The following is a 15,566-nucleotide window of genomic DNA, read 5'->3' as shown; positions in this document are numbered from 1 at the left end:
CTTCTCCTCACGGCTCCCCTCAGCAAGGATGCCGTCCGGCCTTGCCTCCCTCGACCGACGCGCGCTGCGAGGGCGTCAGGCGCGTCTCGATTTCCGCCAGCTTTTCCAGCGCGTCCGCATCGCCGGCCGCCGCGGCGAGGGCAAGGAAGCGATAGGACACGGCAAGATCGCGCGGCGTGCCGAGGCCGCGCGCCGCCAGCAGGCCGTAATTATACTGGCTGGCGACATGGCCTTTCTCGGCGGCCTGGTGGAACCAGCGAGCCGCCTGTTCGTAGTCTGGAGCGCCCATGACGGCGCCATTGGCATAGAGCACGGCCAGGTTGTACATCGCGTTCACGGAACCATGCTCGGCCGCGCGCTGATACCACAGCCCCGCCAGCACGGCATCCTGGCCGACTCCCCTGCCCTTGTCATAGGCCAGCCCCAGCAGGAACAAGGCCGGCGTATAGCCCATCTGGGCCGCCTGGCGATAAAGCCCGGCCGCCTTGGCGAGATCCTGGGTGGAGGCGTCAGGCCGATCGAGCCGGCGTGCCTCCTCGAACCAGGCCAGGGCCTGGCCGGCCTGCTCGGGCTTGGGTATGGCTATCTCCGGCCGCATCTGAGGCATTGCCGACGTGCTCAGGCGCGTCATGGGTCGGCTGCTGGGTGCCGCGCTGGCCTTGCCGCCCTGCAGCGCGCCCAGCATCATGGTCACGGCCGCCAGACCCAGCAGAATCGGGCGCTTGTGCCGTTTGTAGAATGGTTCACCTCCGGTCACGGGATCGTTCTCCTCGCGCGTGATGGCCCCCTCGGCCTCGTTTGCGGCACGCGCCGCCCGCCGCGCCGCGGCGATGAAGGCGCTGCGCGTTCCGCCCGGTGGCGACGGACCGCCTGCCCCGAGTGCGGAAACCTGGCTGGGACGGCCGGTATTGTGCGGCGTGTCCGTGAAGGAACTGCGGGGCCCGTCACCCGCAAGGGATCGCGGCAGGTCATCCGACCAGGCAATGTCGTCGGGTCGCTCGCGGCCGAACAAGGGCGGGACCTCCGATAGATCGGGCGGTCCGGCGACGACCGCTCCGCCCCGGCTCCTGACCACCTCCTCGACGGAGGCAAGGCGATTGCCGAGCTGGTGCAGCAGCGATTGCAAGGCGTCGAGAGCCTTGCGGGTGTCCCGGACATCGTCCTGCTGATACTGGCGCAGCTCACGATAGATCCGCTGCAATTCCTCCGGCAAGGCGGCCAGCGCCGATCCGGCCAATGCCTCGCCGAAAGCCTCCCGCAGTTGCGCAGCGCCAGGCCCGCCGCCGGCGAGCCCCTCGATGCTGCCGGCCATGGCTGCGATCTGCCGCTCCAGGGCGGAGAAAGCCGCCTCGTCGACGACACGCCCATCCAGGCCTTCGAGCCTGGCCATCAACCCGGTGAAGGAGGCATTGGTCGAGGACTGCGCCTCGTCCACGGCCTGGCGCAGGGCATCGATCTTCTCATGAAGCTGATGTGTGCCCTCGGGCTGGCGGACGAGATCGCCAAGGCGGGCGCGAATATCGGCCGTCTCGCGCTGGAGTGTGGCCAGCACGGCCGGATCCTGGGCCTGGCGTGCCAACAGATCGAGTTTCTTGTCGAGGCGCGCAAACTGCTCCGGGGAGCGGATGTCGGCCACGTGCCGGCTGAGATCCGCCATCTCCGCACGCAGACCGGCGAGATCCTCCTGGCCGGATGCGGCGGGGGGATGGCTGCGCCTGAGTTCGGCGACCTCCCGCGTCAGCGCCGCAATCTGCTCGCTCAGATCGTCGCGAGGCGCAGGCGGAACCGATGGTGCGGATGCAACCGAACCGATCTTGTCGGCCATGCCGGCGATGCGCTGCTCCAGATCCCGCGCCAGGTCATCGAGAGCATCGACTTCGCCGACCGGCGCCGCAGGGGCGGGTCGGGACGCAAAACCATCCACGAGGGCATCGACCAGGGCAGCCATCTGCACCTCGCCCTGCTCCTGCCTGTGGATAAGTTGCTCGATCAGCCCCGCCATTCTGGCTTCACTTGCGCGGATGTGGCGCGCGAGCACCGCCGCACTGACTTCTACCGTCTGGATCTTTCGTTTCGGATCATCGGAACTGCTACCGACATACCTCTCACGGGTCGCGGCCAGCTTTCGAGCAATCGCCGCCAAGGGTGATTCCGGCAGGTCGCTCTGCGTCTCGAAAAGCGACGGCTCATGCAATTTCTGCTCGGCAACGGTGGATTTGAGCCATTGTGCAAGCGTCATGCCCGAGCGGCGTGCCAGGACGGCGGCAGCCTCGCGCGTCTGGGAATCGACGCCCTCGACACTCCATGACGCTGCTTGGTTCATTTGGCTTCCCGTACCGGCGAACGGCCTGATTCTCACGCCTCTCCCTGCCTCCGCCCCGGAAAACCGGGTCGGGAACATGTGGAGAGGGCGGCACGCAGTGCCCGCAACAGCAGGTTTCGCGCAACAGGGTAAATATCCTGTTAACCCTCACTGCCCTAGCGCTCTTCCCGGTAGCAACAACATTGTAGAGCATCCAAAGCGCTTTTTTTACTAAAAACCTTGCTACCCAAACTGCAGAGCAGACGGGAAAGTGAGATACCTTGCAGGAACCAACATTAGACTTTGCAACAAGGCCAGAATTCTGTTGATGCTCGTGTTGTTCGAAACGCTCAACGCGCCCTAATTTAATACGTTACCCTTGAAAGGAAGCAGAGCGAGGGCTATGATCTCCCTGCTGGAGATTTGGGCGTTCGCTTGGTAATATATTAATTGCTGACGCCCCCCGGATTTCGTATTATGGTACCTGTTGCAACGAATGAGTAGCGGCGCTGCTAGCCTGTAACGGGCGCGAGAGAGAGACCATGTCAAAGTTGGAAGCCAGGTCGGCAACAAACACAAAAGGCCAACCGGTGACGGTATTCGTAGCAGAGACAGAAAACGCTACGAATAGTACGACCACCTATACAATAGGTGACCTTGCGCGAGAATTTGGCGTTACTTTGAGGACCTTGCGCTTCTACGAGGACAAGGGCCTCCTCAATCCTACGCGCGACAACCTGACTCGGCTCTATAGTGCACGTGATCGGGAGCATCTGCAACTTATCCTTAAGGGTAAGCGGCTGGGTTTTACCCTGGTAGAAATCGGCGAGATGATTGCGCATCACGGTGAGGGCAAGACGGCGAGTCTCGACATCAGCGCCAGCACCGTCCGCGAGCAGATCGAGCATCTGGAACGTCAGCGCCGCGAGATCGATGAAGCCCTGGTCGAATTGCGCCGCAGCTATGAGGGATTGGCCAACGCCCTGCCGCGCTAAGTGGCCGTATTCCCACGTCGAAAATACCTGATCGGCAGCGCGGCGTTCCTTGTGTTTGCCGGCCTTGGTCTATGGGCCCTCTTCCTTTTCATGCACAAGCCCATCGGCCTGATTGACAGGCCGTTCAAGCTGACGGACGCTGAAGGCCGCGTCTTTGACTCCAAGGAATTGCAGGGCAAGCCGAGCTTGGTCTATTTCGGCTTCACCCACTGCCCCGACATCTGCCCGACGACCTTGTTCCTGCTCGCGCAGGTGCTGAAGAAACTCGGGCCAGGCGCCTCGCGGATCAACGCCCTCTTCATCACCGTCGATCCCGACCGGGACACGCCCGAGCAATTGAAGACCAGCCTCGCCGCCTATGACCCTCACCTGCGCGGCCTGACCGGCGACCCCGCACAACTTGCCTCGATACGCGACATCTACGGCATAGATGCAAATATCTTGCCTGGGACAGGCAAGAACTACAATATTGACCATACCGACACTGTATTCATACTCGACAAGGAAGGTCGCGTACAATCGAGCTTCGACCTGCACGCCTCGTCAGACGAAGTAGTCGCTCTTCTGGAAACTGTCATGCAGGCTCGATAAAGTGCGAGATCGAGGATTGGCCTTGCACCCGGGAACGGATCGAGCATTCCCTGCCAGGGCTGTAGCCAACTCCGAGAAACATCCGTGGACGCATCCATGGACCCCGCCGGAAAGTCCTGCCCGCCCCCGCTGCAATAGGAATATGGCCTGTTGAAATTCGGTGCCTTCTGGACGCTCTTGCTCGGACTGATGCTCGCCATCCCCGCCCATGGCGACGGCATGGCGGCCCCGACCTCCACCGGCCCCTACGGCCTGTGGGATCCACACCGGCGCCCGGAACGACCGGATCTGAAATCGGTAAGGCGGATCCGCTTCCTGACCGAGGACGATTTTCCGCCTTTCGACTTCCAGGGATCCAGCGGCGCCCTGGAAGGCTTCAATGTCGACCTCGCCCGCGCGGTCTGCCGGCAACTGAAGGTCCCTTGCACCATCCAGGCCCGGCGCTGGGACACCATCGTCGCAGCCCTGGAGGAGGGACAGGCGGATGTGATCGCCGCCTCGCTCGTGCCGAGCAAGGAAGCGCGCGAAAGGCTGCAGTTCTCCCGCCCCTATTACATGCGCCCTGCCCGCTTCGCCATGCGGCGCCAGGAGCCGCCACCGGCCCTCACGCCGAAGGGGCTGGCCGGTCGCCGCATCGGCGTCGTCGCCGACACGGCGCATGCCGCCTATGCCAAGGCCTATCTCAAGACCGCCAGCCTTGTATCCTTCGCCAATGACGCGGCGCTGCGCGAAGCCCTCAAGCGCGGGGAAATCGATCTTGCCTTCGCCGACGGCATCGGCCTGTCGCTCTGGCTCAACGGTTCGGACGCCGGCAATTGCTGCAGCTTTGCGGGCGCGCCTTATCTCGACGGCCACTTTTTCGGTGACGGTATCGGCATGGCCATGCGACGCGAGGACGGGGATCTCAAGCAGGCCATCGACTACGCCCTTTTCCAGATCTGGGAACAGGGCGTCTATGCCGATCTCGTGCGCCGCTGGTTTCCTGTCGATCCCTTTGCAGGCCTTCCGTGACGTAAACGGAAACCTGCACGCCCTCCGCTGTTACCGAAAAGACTCACTTTGTCGCCGAAGCTGGGGAAAACGCACCCCACGTCAGCAGGACTCTTGCGCGAGAGTCACTGCCTATTGTAGTTAAGGCTTCGTTAAGCACGACATCTCGTGCGGCGTCTCGTAACTCCTGTCAGCTCATGGCGTGCATGCGCAACGATGTTCTGTCGACATCGTGGCTGATGGGAAAGGATTCGGCGTAGCGAATTCGGGCGAAAACAAGGCGGAAGGCAGGAGAGGCTGATGCACTGGACAGACGAGCGGGTAGAACTTCTGAAAAAGCTGTGGTCAGAAGGTCTGTCTGCTAGCGCCATTGCCACAGAACTTGGCGGCGTCACACGCAATGCCGTGATCGGCAAGGTGCATAGACTCGGTTTGTCTGGCCGGGCCAAGGCGCCTGCGCCGGCACCACAGCGTCGCATCAAGCCCACGCGGGCTCCCTCGCATCCGCTCCGCACCCAGACCTCCGCGCCGGTGGTGCGGGGCAATACCGCCCTCGCTCCACAGATCATGCCGCTCGTCGCCATTGAAGAACGCCCCGAACCCGCCCTGCGCCCGGTCGAGGAAGTCGTCATTCCGATGTCCGAGCGCGTCACCATCATGGAGCTGCGCGAGCATATGTGCCGCTGGCCGCTGGGCGATCCCGGGCGTGAGGATTTCCGTTTCTGCGGCAGCCGCGTCGGGCCTTCCGGCCCCTATTGCCCCCATCATGCCTCGATCGCCTACCAGCCGGTACTCGACCGCCGGCGGGACCGCGACAAGGAGCGCCGCGCCGCCCGCGCCTGATCGCAGGATTTCATCCGATCCTTTCAAAGGCAGGGATTTCCCTGCCTTTTTCTTTGCGTCGTACTGGTACCTTTCCCAAAGGGAAATCGACTTGCTTTTAGCGGCGCATCGGCCTAAACGCCGGTCCGCCCCAAACTCTTGTTGCGCGGCGTTGCAAGACAACACACCGGAACCAGAGCTATGACACGGAATGTGGACGGGGCATCTCCCGACATGACCGCAACCACAGGCGCCATCGATGGCACGACGCTGATTGCCTGGGGCTTTCAGCCCGGCAGGTGGTTCGGCCCGGCCCTGGCCGAGGCCAATCGCCTGCGCCGGGCCGGCGCGGATGACGATACCATCTTCATCGCCCTGCAGGCCATGCAGCCGGTCGAGACCCTGCTGCGCACCAATGGCCTGCCCTATGGCATCTTCCTGGACGCCGAAGGCGAGCTCGAACGGGCCAACCTCGCCGCCGTGACCGCGCATATGGACGCGCTCATGCGGGTGCCGACCATCGTTGCCGGCGCCGTGATGCCCGACGCCTGCCCTTCCGGCACCGCTCTCGGAACCATTCCGGTCGGCGGCGCGGTCGCCTGCGAGGACGCCATTCATCCCGGCTTTCATTCCGCCGACATCTGCTGCTCGGTGGCGATCACCGTGTTTGCGCGCAAGGATGATCCCAGGCGCATCCTCGATGCCGTCCAGGCCGTGACCCATTTCGGCCCCGGCGGTCGCAAGGCGATGATCGTCCCGGATTTCGCGCCCGATATCGATGCCACGCTGCAGGCCAATCCCTTCCTGCACGGGCTCGGCAACATCGTGCTCGGCCATTTCGGCTCGCAGGGCGACGGCAATCACTTTGCCTATGTCGGCCATCTCGGCTCCAGCGGCCAGTCGGCGCTGGTGACCCATCACGGCTCGCGCGGACTTGGTGCCCAGCTCTACAAGCGCGGCATGGCCGCCGCCCGCAAGCACACCCAGATCGTGGCGCCGCGGGTGCCTGCCCATAATGCCTGGCTGAAGGCCTCGAGCGATGAGGGCCAGGCCTATTGGCAGGCCCTGCAATTCGCGCGGAGCTGGACCAAGGCGAGCCATTTCGCCATTCACGACCTGGCCGCGAGGTCGCTCGGCAATGCGGTGGCGGACCGGTTCTGGAACGAGCACAATTTCGTGTTCCGGCGCAATGACGGGCTCTACTATCACGGCAAGGGGGCGACGCCGTCCTGGCCCGGCTTCTCGCCGGACGATGACGGCCGCACGCTGATCCCGCTCAACATGGCCGAACCGATCCTGATCACGGCGCATCGCGACCGCAAGGAGGCCCTCGGTTTCGCTCCGCACGGGGCGGGCCGCAATCTCAGCCGCTCGGCCTTTTTGCGTCAGGAAAAGCCGGACCTGCCCGAGGGCATCGACGTGCGCTTCTATTGCGGCAAGGCGGATCTGTCCGAATTGCCGCAGGCCTACAAGAATGCCGCCGCGGTGCGGGCCCAGATCGACAAATACGGCCTCGCCGAGGTAATCGACGAGGTCCTGCCCTATGGCTCGATCATGGCCGGCGACTGGGAACAGGACGCACCCTGGCGCAAGAAGCGGAGTTGAGACTGCGAACTCGCCGGCATCTTGCCCGTTCCTGCACCCTTGCCTTTTCCGCGCGGGAAAAACGGACAAGATGCCGCGTGGCAGGCTGCATCATCGTTTCAATGGTTTCACCATCATGATGTTGGCATGTCCCCGCGGATAGTCCTCGATCGATGCCAGCCGCCGGAACCCGCACTTCTCGTAGAAGGCGGGCGCCTGGAAGGTGTGGGTCGTCAGCACGATCTGACAGCAGCCCCGACGGAGCGCCTCTTCTTCGGCCGCCGCCAGAAGGCGCACACCGAGCCCCTGCCGACGACGGTCTTCGGCAACCCAAAGCGTCTTGATCTCGCAGCAACCGCCCCAACTATGCCCGTGCAGCCCGGCATAAAGCTCTCCCTCGGCAGAGCGCAGCAGAATGGCCAGGATCCGTGCATCGCGGATGCCGGTGCGTTCGATATTGTCCTGGTCCAGCAGATCGTCGAGCCGCTGGAGATCCGAGGGAGCAGGATCGTCGAAAACCGAAATCGGGCCCTCGTCAGGCATGGACTTTGCCTTCAATGCTCGTTGAAGAAGGTGATCTCGTCGGCGAAGGCCTCCTGCGCCATTGGAAAGTCGAAGCCCTGGAAGACATGGCAGCCGCCCGGCCACAGCCTGAGCGTCGTGGCATTACCAGCCGCTTCCCAGCGTCCCGCCATGAACACGCTATCATCCAGCAGGGCGTCATAGGTTCCGACGGAGAACAGGGCCGGCGGCATGCCCTTCAGATCGCCATAGAGCGGGGAAACCTCGGGCGAGCGCAGATCGACGCCATCGGGCACGCAGGCCCGCACGAATAGCGCGATGTCGCGCGGCGTCAGGATCAGCTTGCCTCGGTCGAAGCTGCGCGCGCTCGGGGTCATGCCGAGATCGTAGCAGCCGGCGATGAGGTTGGCCCCCGCGAAGGGCGTGAGGCCATGCCGATCGCGCAGGCGCTGCAGCGTCAGCGCCGAGAGATGGGCGCCGGCGCTCTCGCCACCGATAAAGAAGCGCTTGGTGCGGAAACACCGGCTGCCTTCCGACGCCAGCCACAGCGCCGCCGCCTCGCAATCGTCCGGTCCGGCGGGAAAGGGGTGTTCCGGCGCTAGGCGATATTCCACCGAAATGCAAGCCATGCCGGTGGCCGCCACGATCTTCTCAAGGCTCTCGTCCTGGAAGTCGGATTGGTTGAACATCCAGCCGCCACCATGGATATGCAGATAGACGCCGGTCGGCGCCTCCGGCGCGATGATGCGGAGCGGCACCTTGCCCTGCTTGCCGTCGATCTCCAGCACTTCCGCCCGGGAGCTCTTGCCCTGTAGCGGGAAGATTCCCTTGCCCTGACGCCGGGTCTCGCGGATCAGTTCGGGCGGGAAGGACCACAGATCCGGCAGAGCGCTCATCTTGGCGATGATGTCGGCATTGAGCGCCGCCGTGGTCTCGGCCACGGCATCGGGAGCAAACACGGCAGGGTCGACAGAGGGCATGAGCTTGAATCGCCTTGATGGGATGGCGCACAGTGCCGGGAACCGGCAAGGTCGGCAAGGCCCCCACCTCCCCCCTCGGGTGGCCTTTCGCAACAGGAAGGACCCGGGCGCGGCAACTCAACCCTTCTCATCGGACCGGAAAACCGCTATCCCTAGCACCTTGAAAGGTGGCAATAGCGAGACCCATGATTCCTGACGAGACAGAGATCGAACGCCCGCAGAACCCGCATGGTGACGCCGGCTCCGGGGATGCTCGCGCCAAAACCGTCTTCATCAAGTCCTATGGCTGTCAGATGAACGTCTATGACAGCCAGCGCATGGCCGACACGCTGGCGCCGACGGGCTATGTGGAGACCACCAATCCCGACGAGGCCGACCTCGTCATCCTCAACACCTGCCATATCCGCGAAAAGGCCGCCGAGAAGGTCTATTCGGAGATCGGACGCCTGCGCGTGGCGCGCGACGAACGCCGCCGGCAGGGTGGCGACCTCAAGATCGCCGTCGCCGGCTGCGTCGCCCAGGCCGAGGGCCAGGAGATCCTCAGGCGTGCGCCCGCCGTCGACCTGGTGGTCGGGCCCCAGGCCTATCACCGCCTGCCGGAGTTGCTCGCCAAGGCGGACGGTACGGCCAAGCCCGTCGATACCGACTTTCCGGTCGAGGATAAATTCACCATCCTGCCGGCACCGCGCCGGGAGAAGACCCTGGCACGCGGCCCTTCCGCCTTCGTGACCGTGCAGGAAGGCTGCGACAAGTTCTGCACCTTCTGCGTAGTGCCCTATACGCGCGGTGCCGAGACTTCGCGGCCGGTCGCCGCCATCGTGGCCGAGGTCGAGCGCCTGGCCGATGCCGGCGTGCGCGAGATCAGCCTGCTCGGCCAGAACGTCAACGCCTATCATGGCGAAGGCCCGGACGGGCGCGCCTGGACGCTGGGCCAGCTCGTGCATCGCCTCGCCCGCATCGAACCGGTGGTGCGTCTGCGCTACACCACCTCGCATCCGCGCGACATGGACGACAGCCTGATCGAGGCCCATCGCGACCTGCCGGCGCTGATGCCCTTCCTGCACCTTCCGGTGCAGTCGGGCTCGGACCGCATTCTGGATGTCATGAATCGCAAGCATACAGCAACCGACTATCTCAGGCTCATCGAGAAGATTCGGCAGGCCCGGCCCGACATGGCATTTTCTTCCGACTTCATCGTCGGCTTCCCCGGCGAGACCGATGCCGATTTCGAGGCGACCCTGCGGCTGATCGAGGAGGTCACCTATGTGTCGGCCTATTCGTTCAAATATTCGCCGCGCCCGGGCACGCCGGGCGCAGGCATGACGGATCAGGTCGACGAAGCGGTAAAGGCCGCCCGCCTTGCACGGCTGCAGGCCCTGACGGAAAGCCAGCAGAAGGCCTTCAACCAGGCCAGCATTGGCCGCACCATGGATGTGCTGTTCGATCGCAAGGGCAAGCGCCCGGGCCAGATCGCCGGCCGCACTCCCTATCTCCAGGCCGTGCAGATCGAGGCGGATGACAGCCTGATCGGCACGGTGGCGCCCGTCGAGATCACGGCCACGGGCGCCTGGTCGTTGCATGGCGCACTATCCGGCGCCGATCTCCGGGAGGCCGTTGCTTGAAAGTGGACGAGGAACGACGGACACGCATGACAACGCAATCCCCATCCCTGCCGACGGCAGACACCACCGCGGAAATCGTCACGGCCTTCGAGGACAACCGGCTCGCCACGCTCCTCTTCGGCCAGCATGACCAGAACCTCGCCTTCATCGAGCGCAAGCTCGGCATCGAGGCGACGGCCCGGGGCAATCATGTCGCCTTGCGCGGCGCCCGGGATAGCGTCGAGCAGGCCAAGCGCGTGCTGGAGAGCCTGTATCAGCGCCTGCGCTCCGGCCAGCAGATAGCGCTGGGCGATGTCGACGGCGCCCTGCGCATGGCCGGCTCACAAGGCGTGCTGTTCACGCCGGAAGGCAAGCCGAAAGTGGCCACGACCGGCGGCGCAGCCTCCGTCGGCACCCGCAAGAAGACGATTGCCGCCCGTACCCCTGCGCAGGACGCCTATATCAGGGCGCTGCAGAAGCATGAGCTGGTGTTCGCCACCGGCCCTGCCGGCACCGGCAAGACCTATCTGGCCGTGGCCCATGCCGCGGCGTTGATCGAGAAGGGCGAGGCCGACCGGCTGATCCTGTCCCGCCCCGCCGTCGAGGCGGGCGAGAGGCTCGGCTTCCTGCCCGGCGACATGCGCGAGAAGGTCGATCCCTATCTCAGGCCGCTCTATGACGCGCTCTACGACATGATGCCGCCGGAGCGTGTCGAGCGCGGGCTGACCTCGGGCATGATCGAGGTGGCGCCGCTCGCCTTCATGCGCGGGCGCACGCTCGCCAATTCGGTGGTGCTGCTGGACGAGGCCCAGAACTGCACCTCGATGCAGATGAAGATGTTCCTCACGCGCCTGGGCGAAGGCTCGCGCATGATCATCACCGGTGATCCGACCCAGATCGACCTGCCGCCCGGCCAGAAATCCGGCCTGATCGAAGCGGTCGACCTGTTGAAAGACATCCCGGAAATCGCCATCTGCCGATTCAACGCTGCCGATGTCGTGCGCCATGAACTGGTCGCCAAGATCGTGCGGGCCTATGAGGCGAAGGATTCCAGCAAGCCCTCGGGCGAAGCCAAGTCATGAGCGATGCCATTACCATCGAGATCGCTCAGGAGAGCGATCTCTGGCAGGATGCCGATGCCATCGAAGCCCTGATCACGCGTGCGGTGGCCAGGAGCGTCGATGTCGCGGCACTTGCCCATGCACCGGGGGCCGAACTCTCGATCGTCCTGACCGACGATGCCTCCATCCGGCAGATCAATGCCGAATGGCGTGGCAAGGACAAGGCCACCAACGTGCTGTCCTTCCCGCAGGCCGTGGGAGACGCGATCGCAACGGCACCGATGCTGGGCGACATCATCTTCGCGCATGAGACGATCGCGCGGGAAGCCGAGGAATCCTCCGTGAGCTTTGCCGACCATCTCAGTCACCTCACCGTGCACGGCCTCCTGCATCTGTTCGGCCATGATCATTTGAACGATGCCGAAGCCGAGGTGATGGAAGCGCTGGAAGTTCGCATTCTTGCCGATCTCGGTATCGCCAATCCCTATGCCGACGCGCCCTTGTTGCGCGAAGCGAGCTAACGCGCAGAGCCATGTCCGACAGCAACGATCGAAGTAGCAGCCAAGCCAACACCTCCCAGGAGCCCCAGCAAGAGGGCCTATTCGGGCGGATCAAATCCGCGCTCGGGCTGAAATCGGCTCCATCCATCCGCGAGGATCTTGCCGACGCGCTGGAGAATACGCGCGCCGGGGAGGATTCCAGCTTCTCCCCGGAGGAGCGCGCCATGCTCAAGAACATCCTCGGCCTGCGCGGCAAGCGCGTCGACGATGTGATGGTGCCCCGGGCCGACATCGTGGCAGTACCGCTGGACATTTCTCTGGGCGACCTGCTCAAGGTGTTCCAGACGGCAGGCCATTCGCGCCTGCCTGTCTACAACGAGACGCTGGACGATCCGCGCGGCATGGTGCACATCCGCGATTTCGTGGCCTGGCTGGCGTCGAGAGCCGCCATCGCCGCACGCCGGAGCCGCAAGGTCCGTGAGAGCGACGCCGCCAAGGACGGCGAGGCTGCCAAACCCTCGCCCAAGGAAGCGGCCCTCGCCCTGGGCAACATCACCCTGTCGACGCCGCTCAGTTCGGTGAAGTCCCTGACACGGAACGTGCTGTTCGTACCGCCTTCGATGCCCCCGATCGACCTGCTCGCCAAGATGCAGGCCACCCGCACCCAGCTTGCTCTGGTGATCGACGAATATGGCGGCACGGACGGCCTGGTCTCGATGGAGGACATCGTCGAGATCGTGCTCGGCGACATCGAGGACGAGCATGACGAGGATGACGGCGACATGATCGTCGCCTCCGGCGAAGGCATCTTCACCGCCGATGCCCGCGCCGATCTCGATGACGTCGCCGCCGTCATCGGCCTGGAGATGCACGAGGACGAGATCGAGGCCGACGTCGACACGCTCGGCGGCTGGCTGGTGACACTGGCCGGCCGCGTGCCGGTGCGCGGCGAGATCGTGCAGGGACCGGGTCAGCTCGAATTCGAGATCCTCGACGCCGATCCGCGCCGGGTGAAGCGGGTCCGCATCCACATGGCCGGTAGCGGCATTACCCGGCCGCGCGATGGACGCAAGCGCGAGAAGAAAACGGCCTCTCCTGTCGGTGAAGCAATGACTGCGACCGGCGAGGAGCGGACCCCGGCGAACGAAACCAGCGGCGACGGCGCCACGTGATCGCTGCACTTGCGTCCCGTCTGGCCGGGCTGCGGGGCTGGCGACGCATGGCCGTCGCCTTCCTGGCGGGTGCCGTTGCGGCGCTGGCCATGGCCCCGTTCAATGCCTTTCCGGTGCTGGCCGTCAGTTTCCCGGTGGCGATCTGGCTGTTGGACGGTGTCGCCTTCCCTGCTCCGGAGAGTCCGCCCCGCCGTTTCTGGCGCAGCATCGGCTCGGCGGCTCAGCTCGGCTGGTGCTACGGCTTCGGCTATTTCCTGGCAGGCTTGTGGTGGATCGGCAATGCCTTCCTCGTCGATGCCGACCAGTTCGCCTGGCTGCTGCCCTTTGCCGTCATACTCCTGCCCGCTGGCCTTGCCTTCTTCCATGCCGCCGGGTTTGCGCTGGCGCGCCTGCTATGGTCGCGGGGGATTGCCCGTATCCTCGCCTTTGGCGTTGCCATGGCCGCTGTCGAATGGCTGCGTGGCCATATCCTGACCGGTTTTCCCTGGAACCTGTTCGGCTACGCCCTCGCCGAGGAACTCCATCTGGCGCAAAGCCTGTCCCTGATCGGGGCCTATGGGCTCACTCTCGTGGCGCTCATCCTGTTCTCCACGCCTGTCGCCTTGGTGCGGCGCGGCGGCTGGCGCTGGCCGGCCTTGTCCGTCGCTGTCCTGGTCGCGATGGCCGCCTTCGGCATATGGCGCCTCGGCCAGCATCCCACCGGCTTCGTCGACGGGGTGCAGCTGCGCATCATGCAGCCCGACCTGTCGCAGGATGCCAAGTTCAATCCGGCCCTGCGTAATGAAGTGCTGACGCGCTATCTCGCGCTGTCGCGCCGGCCGGCCGCCGACGGCAGCGACGGCCTTGCCAAAACAACCCACCTGATCTGGCCGGAATCGGCCTTTCCCTTTCTGGTCGCGCAGGATCCCGAGGCCCTCAAGGTACTCGGCGACCTGGTCGCGCCCAAGGCCGTGCTGCTGACGGGAGCCGGCCGGGCAGAGGAGAATCTCGATGACGGCAGCTGGCGTTTCTTCAATTCCCTGCATGTCATCGACGCCACCGGCACCATCATCGGCAATTACGACAAGGTGCACCTCGTCCCCTTCGGCGAATATCTGCCCTATCAGTCCGTGCTCGAATCCCTCGGCTTCGAGCAATTGACCAAGCAGCGCGGCGGCTTTTCGACCGGCCCCGGCCTGCGCACGCTCGACATTCCCAACGCGCCGCCCGCCGGCATCCTGATCTGCTACGAGGCGATCTTTCCGGGCGAGGTGATCGATCCGGCCAATCGTCCGGGCTGGCTGCTCAACGTCACCAACGACGCCTGGTTCGGCATCACACCGGGGCCCTACCAGCATTTCGCCGAGGTAAGGGCGCGGGCGATCGAGGAAGGGCTTCCCGTGGTCCGCGCCGGCAACAACGGCATTTCGGCCGTGATCGATCCGGTGGGGCGCATCGTCGCCAGCCTGCCGCTCGGCACCAGCGGCGTGCTCGATTCGCGCCTTCCCACCGCCTTGCCGCCACCTGTGTTTGCCGCGGCCGGCACCGGTATTGTTGCCGGATTGTTTCTGATTGCCTTAATCGGTGCAGGCCTTGGTTGCCGAAACCATCGCCGACAGCTGCGGTAACACATATTTGTTACATCAGCGCCAAGCGGAAAGCGCGAGACCGACTGGATTTTCCCGCATAAGGAGGTATAGTCACCCGGCTGGTTGCAGGATGCATTTGAACTACTTCAGATTGCGCTGCCGTAATTGTATCTCTGGCATATCGTGCTTCCGCCACGTTGCGGCCGCAATTCATTTTCAAATTCGTCGCTGTATTTTCAAATATTTACTAGTGATCTGGAGTTAATATTATGATCAAGAAAGTACCCAATCCCATTGATCAGCACGTCGGCAGCCGCGTCCGTATCAGGCGTGTCCTGGTAGGCATGAGCCAGGAGAAGCTCGGCGAGGCACTTGGCCTTACCTTTCAGCAGGTACAGAAATATGAAAAGGGCACCAATCGCATTGGTGCGAGCCGGCTGCAGCAGATCGCCTCGATCCTGGGCGTCACCATTTCCTTCTTCTTCGAGGGCCTTCCACCCGAGACCGGCGCCGTGCACACGGCTGAACATGCCGACGAGAGCGATACCTCGCACGTCATCGAATTCCTGTCGACCACCGAGGGTCTGCAGCTGAACAAGGCCTTTGCCCGCATCAAGGATCCGAAGGTGCGCCGCCGGGTCGTCGACCTCGTCTCCACGCTCAGCCAGGAACACGCTGCCTGAGCCACGGAACGGGCCCGAAGGCGCCCTTCTGGCTGCGCTGCATTCTGCTTGGTTTGGCAATATCGCCAGACTAGGCAGAGTGACGAAAAATCGCTCCAGCGTTCCTTTAAACGAACAAAACGTACGATTTGCCGCTTGACGACGAAGCCTCCCCTCGCCAAAACGGGATGATACCAAGTTCCATTTTGGCGTGGA

At 64.1% G+C, this 15,566-nt stretch carries 14 protein-coding genes; 11 read left to right on the top strand and 3 right to left on the bottom strand.

The window, feature by feature from the left end; translation table 11 throughout:
- Positions 1-19: 19 nt before the first annotated feature.
- Positions 20-2,323 carry a tetratricopeptide repeat protein gene (locus BA190_RS14155; RefSeq protein WP_068288119.1) on the bottom strand — a complete coding sequence of 768 codons (2,304 nt, stop codon included), beginning with the start codon at positions 2,321-2,323 and terminating at the stop codon, positions 20-22.
- Between the two features lie 668 nt (positions 2,324-2,991).
- On the opposite strand from BA190_RS14155, the gene BA190_RS14150 reads away from it, so the two are divergent.
- From BA190_RS14150 to BA190_RS14130, 5 genes are all read left to right on the top strand, one after another.
- Positions 2,992-3,297 carry a MerR family DNA-binding protein gene (locus BA190_RS14150; protein ID WP_245314721.1) on the top strand — a complete coding sequence of 102 codons (306 nt, stop codon included), beginning with the start codon at positions 2,992-2,994 and terminating at the stop codon, positions 3,295-3,297.
- The gene (locus BA190_RS14145; RefSeq protein ID WP_068288116.1) at positions 3,298-3,888 is read left to right on the top strand and encodes an SCO family protein; all 591 of its coding nucleotides are present in this window, start codon (positions 3,298-3,300) and stop codon (positions 3,886-3,888) included.
- A gap of 150 nt (positions 3,889-4,038) precedes the next feature.
- On the top strand, positions 4,039-4,899 hold the full coding sequence (locus tag BA190_RS14140; protein ID WP_156771514.1) for a transporter substrate-binding domain-containing protein: 861 nt from the start codon (positions 4,039-4,041) through the stop codon (positions 4,897-4,899).
- 279 nt (positions 4,900-5,178) lie between these two features.
- The gene (locus BA190_RS14135; protein WP_068288114.1) at positions 5,179-5,721 is read left to right on the top strand and encodes a GcrA family cell cycle regulator; all 543 of its coding nucleotides are present in this window, start codon (positions 5,179-5,181) and stop codon (positions 5,719-5,721) included.
- A gap of 213 nt (positions 5,722-5,934) precedes the next feature.
- Positions 5,935-7,305, top strand: coding sequence for an RtcB family protein (locus tag BA190_RS14130; protein WP_068288111.1), 1,371 nt, complete (start codon positions 5,935-5,937; stop codon positions 7,303-7,305).
- A 90-nt stretch (positions 7,306-7,395) separates the two neighbouring features.
- Here BA190_RS14130 and BA190_RS14125 read toward each other — a convergent pair whose 3' ends face one another.
- Both BA190_RS14125 and BA190_RS14120 read right to left on the bottom strand, forming a co-directional pair.
- Positions 7,396-7,827, bottom strand: a complete 432-nt coding sequence (locus BA190_RS14125; protein ID WP_068288108.1) for an N-acetyltransferase — start codon at positions 7,825-7,827, stop codon at positions 7,396-7,398.
- Between the two features lie 11 nt (positions 7,828-7,838).
- Positions 7,839-8,786, bottom strand: a complete 948-nt coding sequence (locus tag BA190_RS14120) for an alpha/beta hydrolase (RefSeq protein WP_068288105.1) — start codon at positions 8,784-8,786, stop codon at positions 7,839-7,841.
- Positions 8,787-8,971: 185 nt separating this feature from the next.
- Between BA190_RS14120 and miaB the strand changes: the two genes are divergently transcribed.
- The 6 genes from miaB (at position 8,972) to BA190_RS14090 (ending at position 15,371) form a co-directional block, all read left to right on the top strand.
- Complete coding sequence (miaB, locus tag BA190_RS14115; RefSeq protein WP_082979728.1) at positions 8,972-10,408, top strand: tRNA (N6-isopentenyl adenosine(37)-C2)-methylthiotransferase MiaB; 1,437 nt, start codon at positions 8,972-8,974, stop codon at positions 10,406-10,408.
- Between the two features lie 26 nt (positions 10,409-10,434).
- Complete coding sequence (locus BA190_RS14110) at positions 10,435-11,469, top strand: PhoH family protein (protein ID WP_068288102.1); 1,035 nt, start codon at positions 10,435-10,437, stop codon at positions 11,467-11,469.
- Positions 11,466-11,969 (top strand): rRNA maturation RNase YbeY, encoded by a 504-nt coding sequence (gene ybeY, locus BA190_RS14105; protein WP_068288100.1) that lies wholly within the window; start codon positions 11,466-11,468, stop codon positions 11,967-11,969. The genes BA190_RS14110 and ybeY overlap by 4 nt, the downstream gene beginning before the upstream one ends.
- Positions 11,970-11,980: 11 nt before the next feature.
- Positions 11,981-13,120, top strand: coding sequence for a transporter associated domain-containing protein (locus BA190_RS14100; protein WP_068288097.1), 1,140 nt, complete (start codon positions 11,981-11,983; stop codon positions 13,118-13,120).
- Positions 13,121-13,167: 47 nt separating this feature from the next.
- Positions 13,168-14,727 (top strand): apolipoprotein N-acyltransferase, encoded by a 1,560-nt coding sequence (lnt, locus tag BA190_RS14095; protein ID WP_156771520.1) that lies wholly within the window; start codon positions 13,168-13,170, stop codon positions 14,725-14,727.
- Between the two features lie 230 nt (positions 14,728-14,957).
- Positions 14,958-15,371: a helix-turn-helix domain-containing protein gene (locus BA190_RS14090; protein ID WP_068288091.1), complete on the top strand. Its 414-nt coding sequence runs from the start codon at positions 14,958-14,960 to the stop codon at positions 15,369-15,371.
- Positions 15,372-15,566: the final 195 nt, after the last annotated feature.

The organism is Labrys sp. WJW, assembly GCF_001676615.1.
GTDB classification, from domain to species: Bacteria; Pseudomonadota; Alphaproteobacteria; order Rhizobiales; family Labraceae; genus Labrys; species Labrys sedimenti.
Note: the sequence above shows the minus strand (reverse complement) of the source record. Positions and strands in the feature narration are given on the sequence as shown.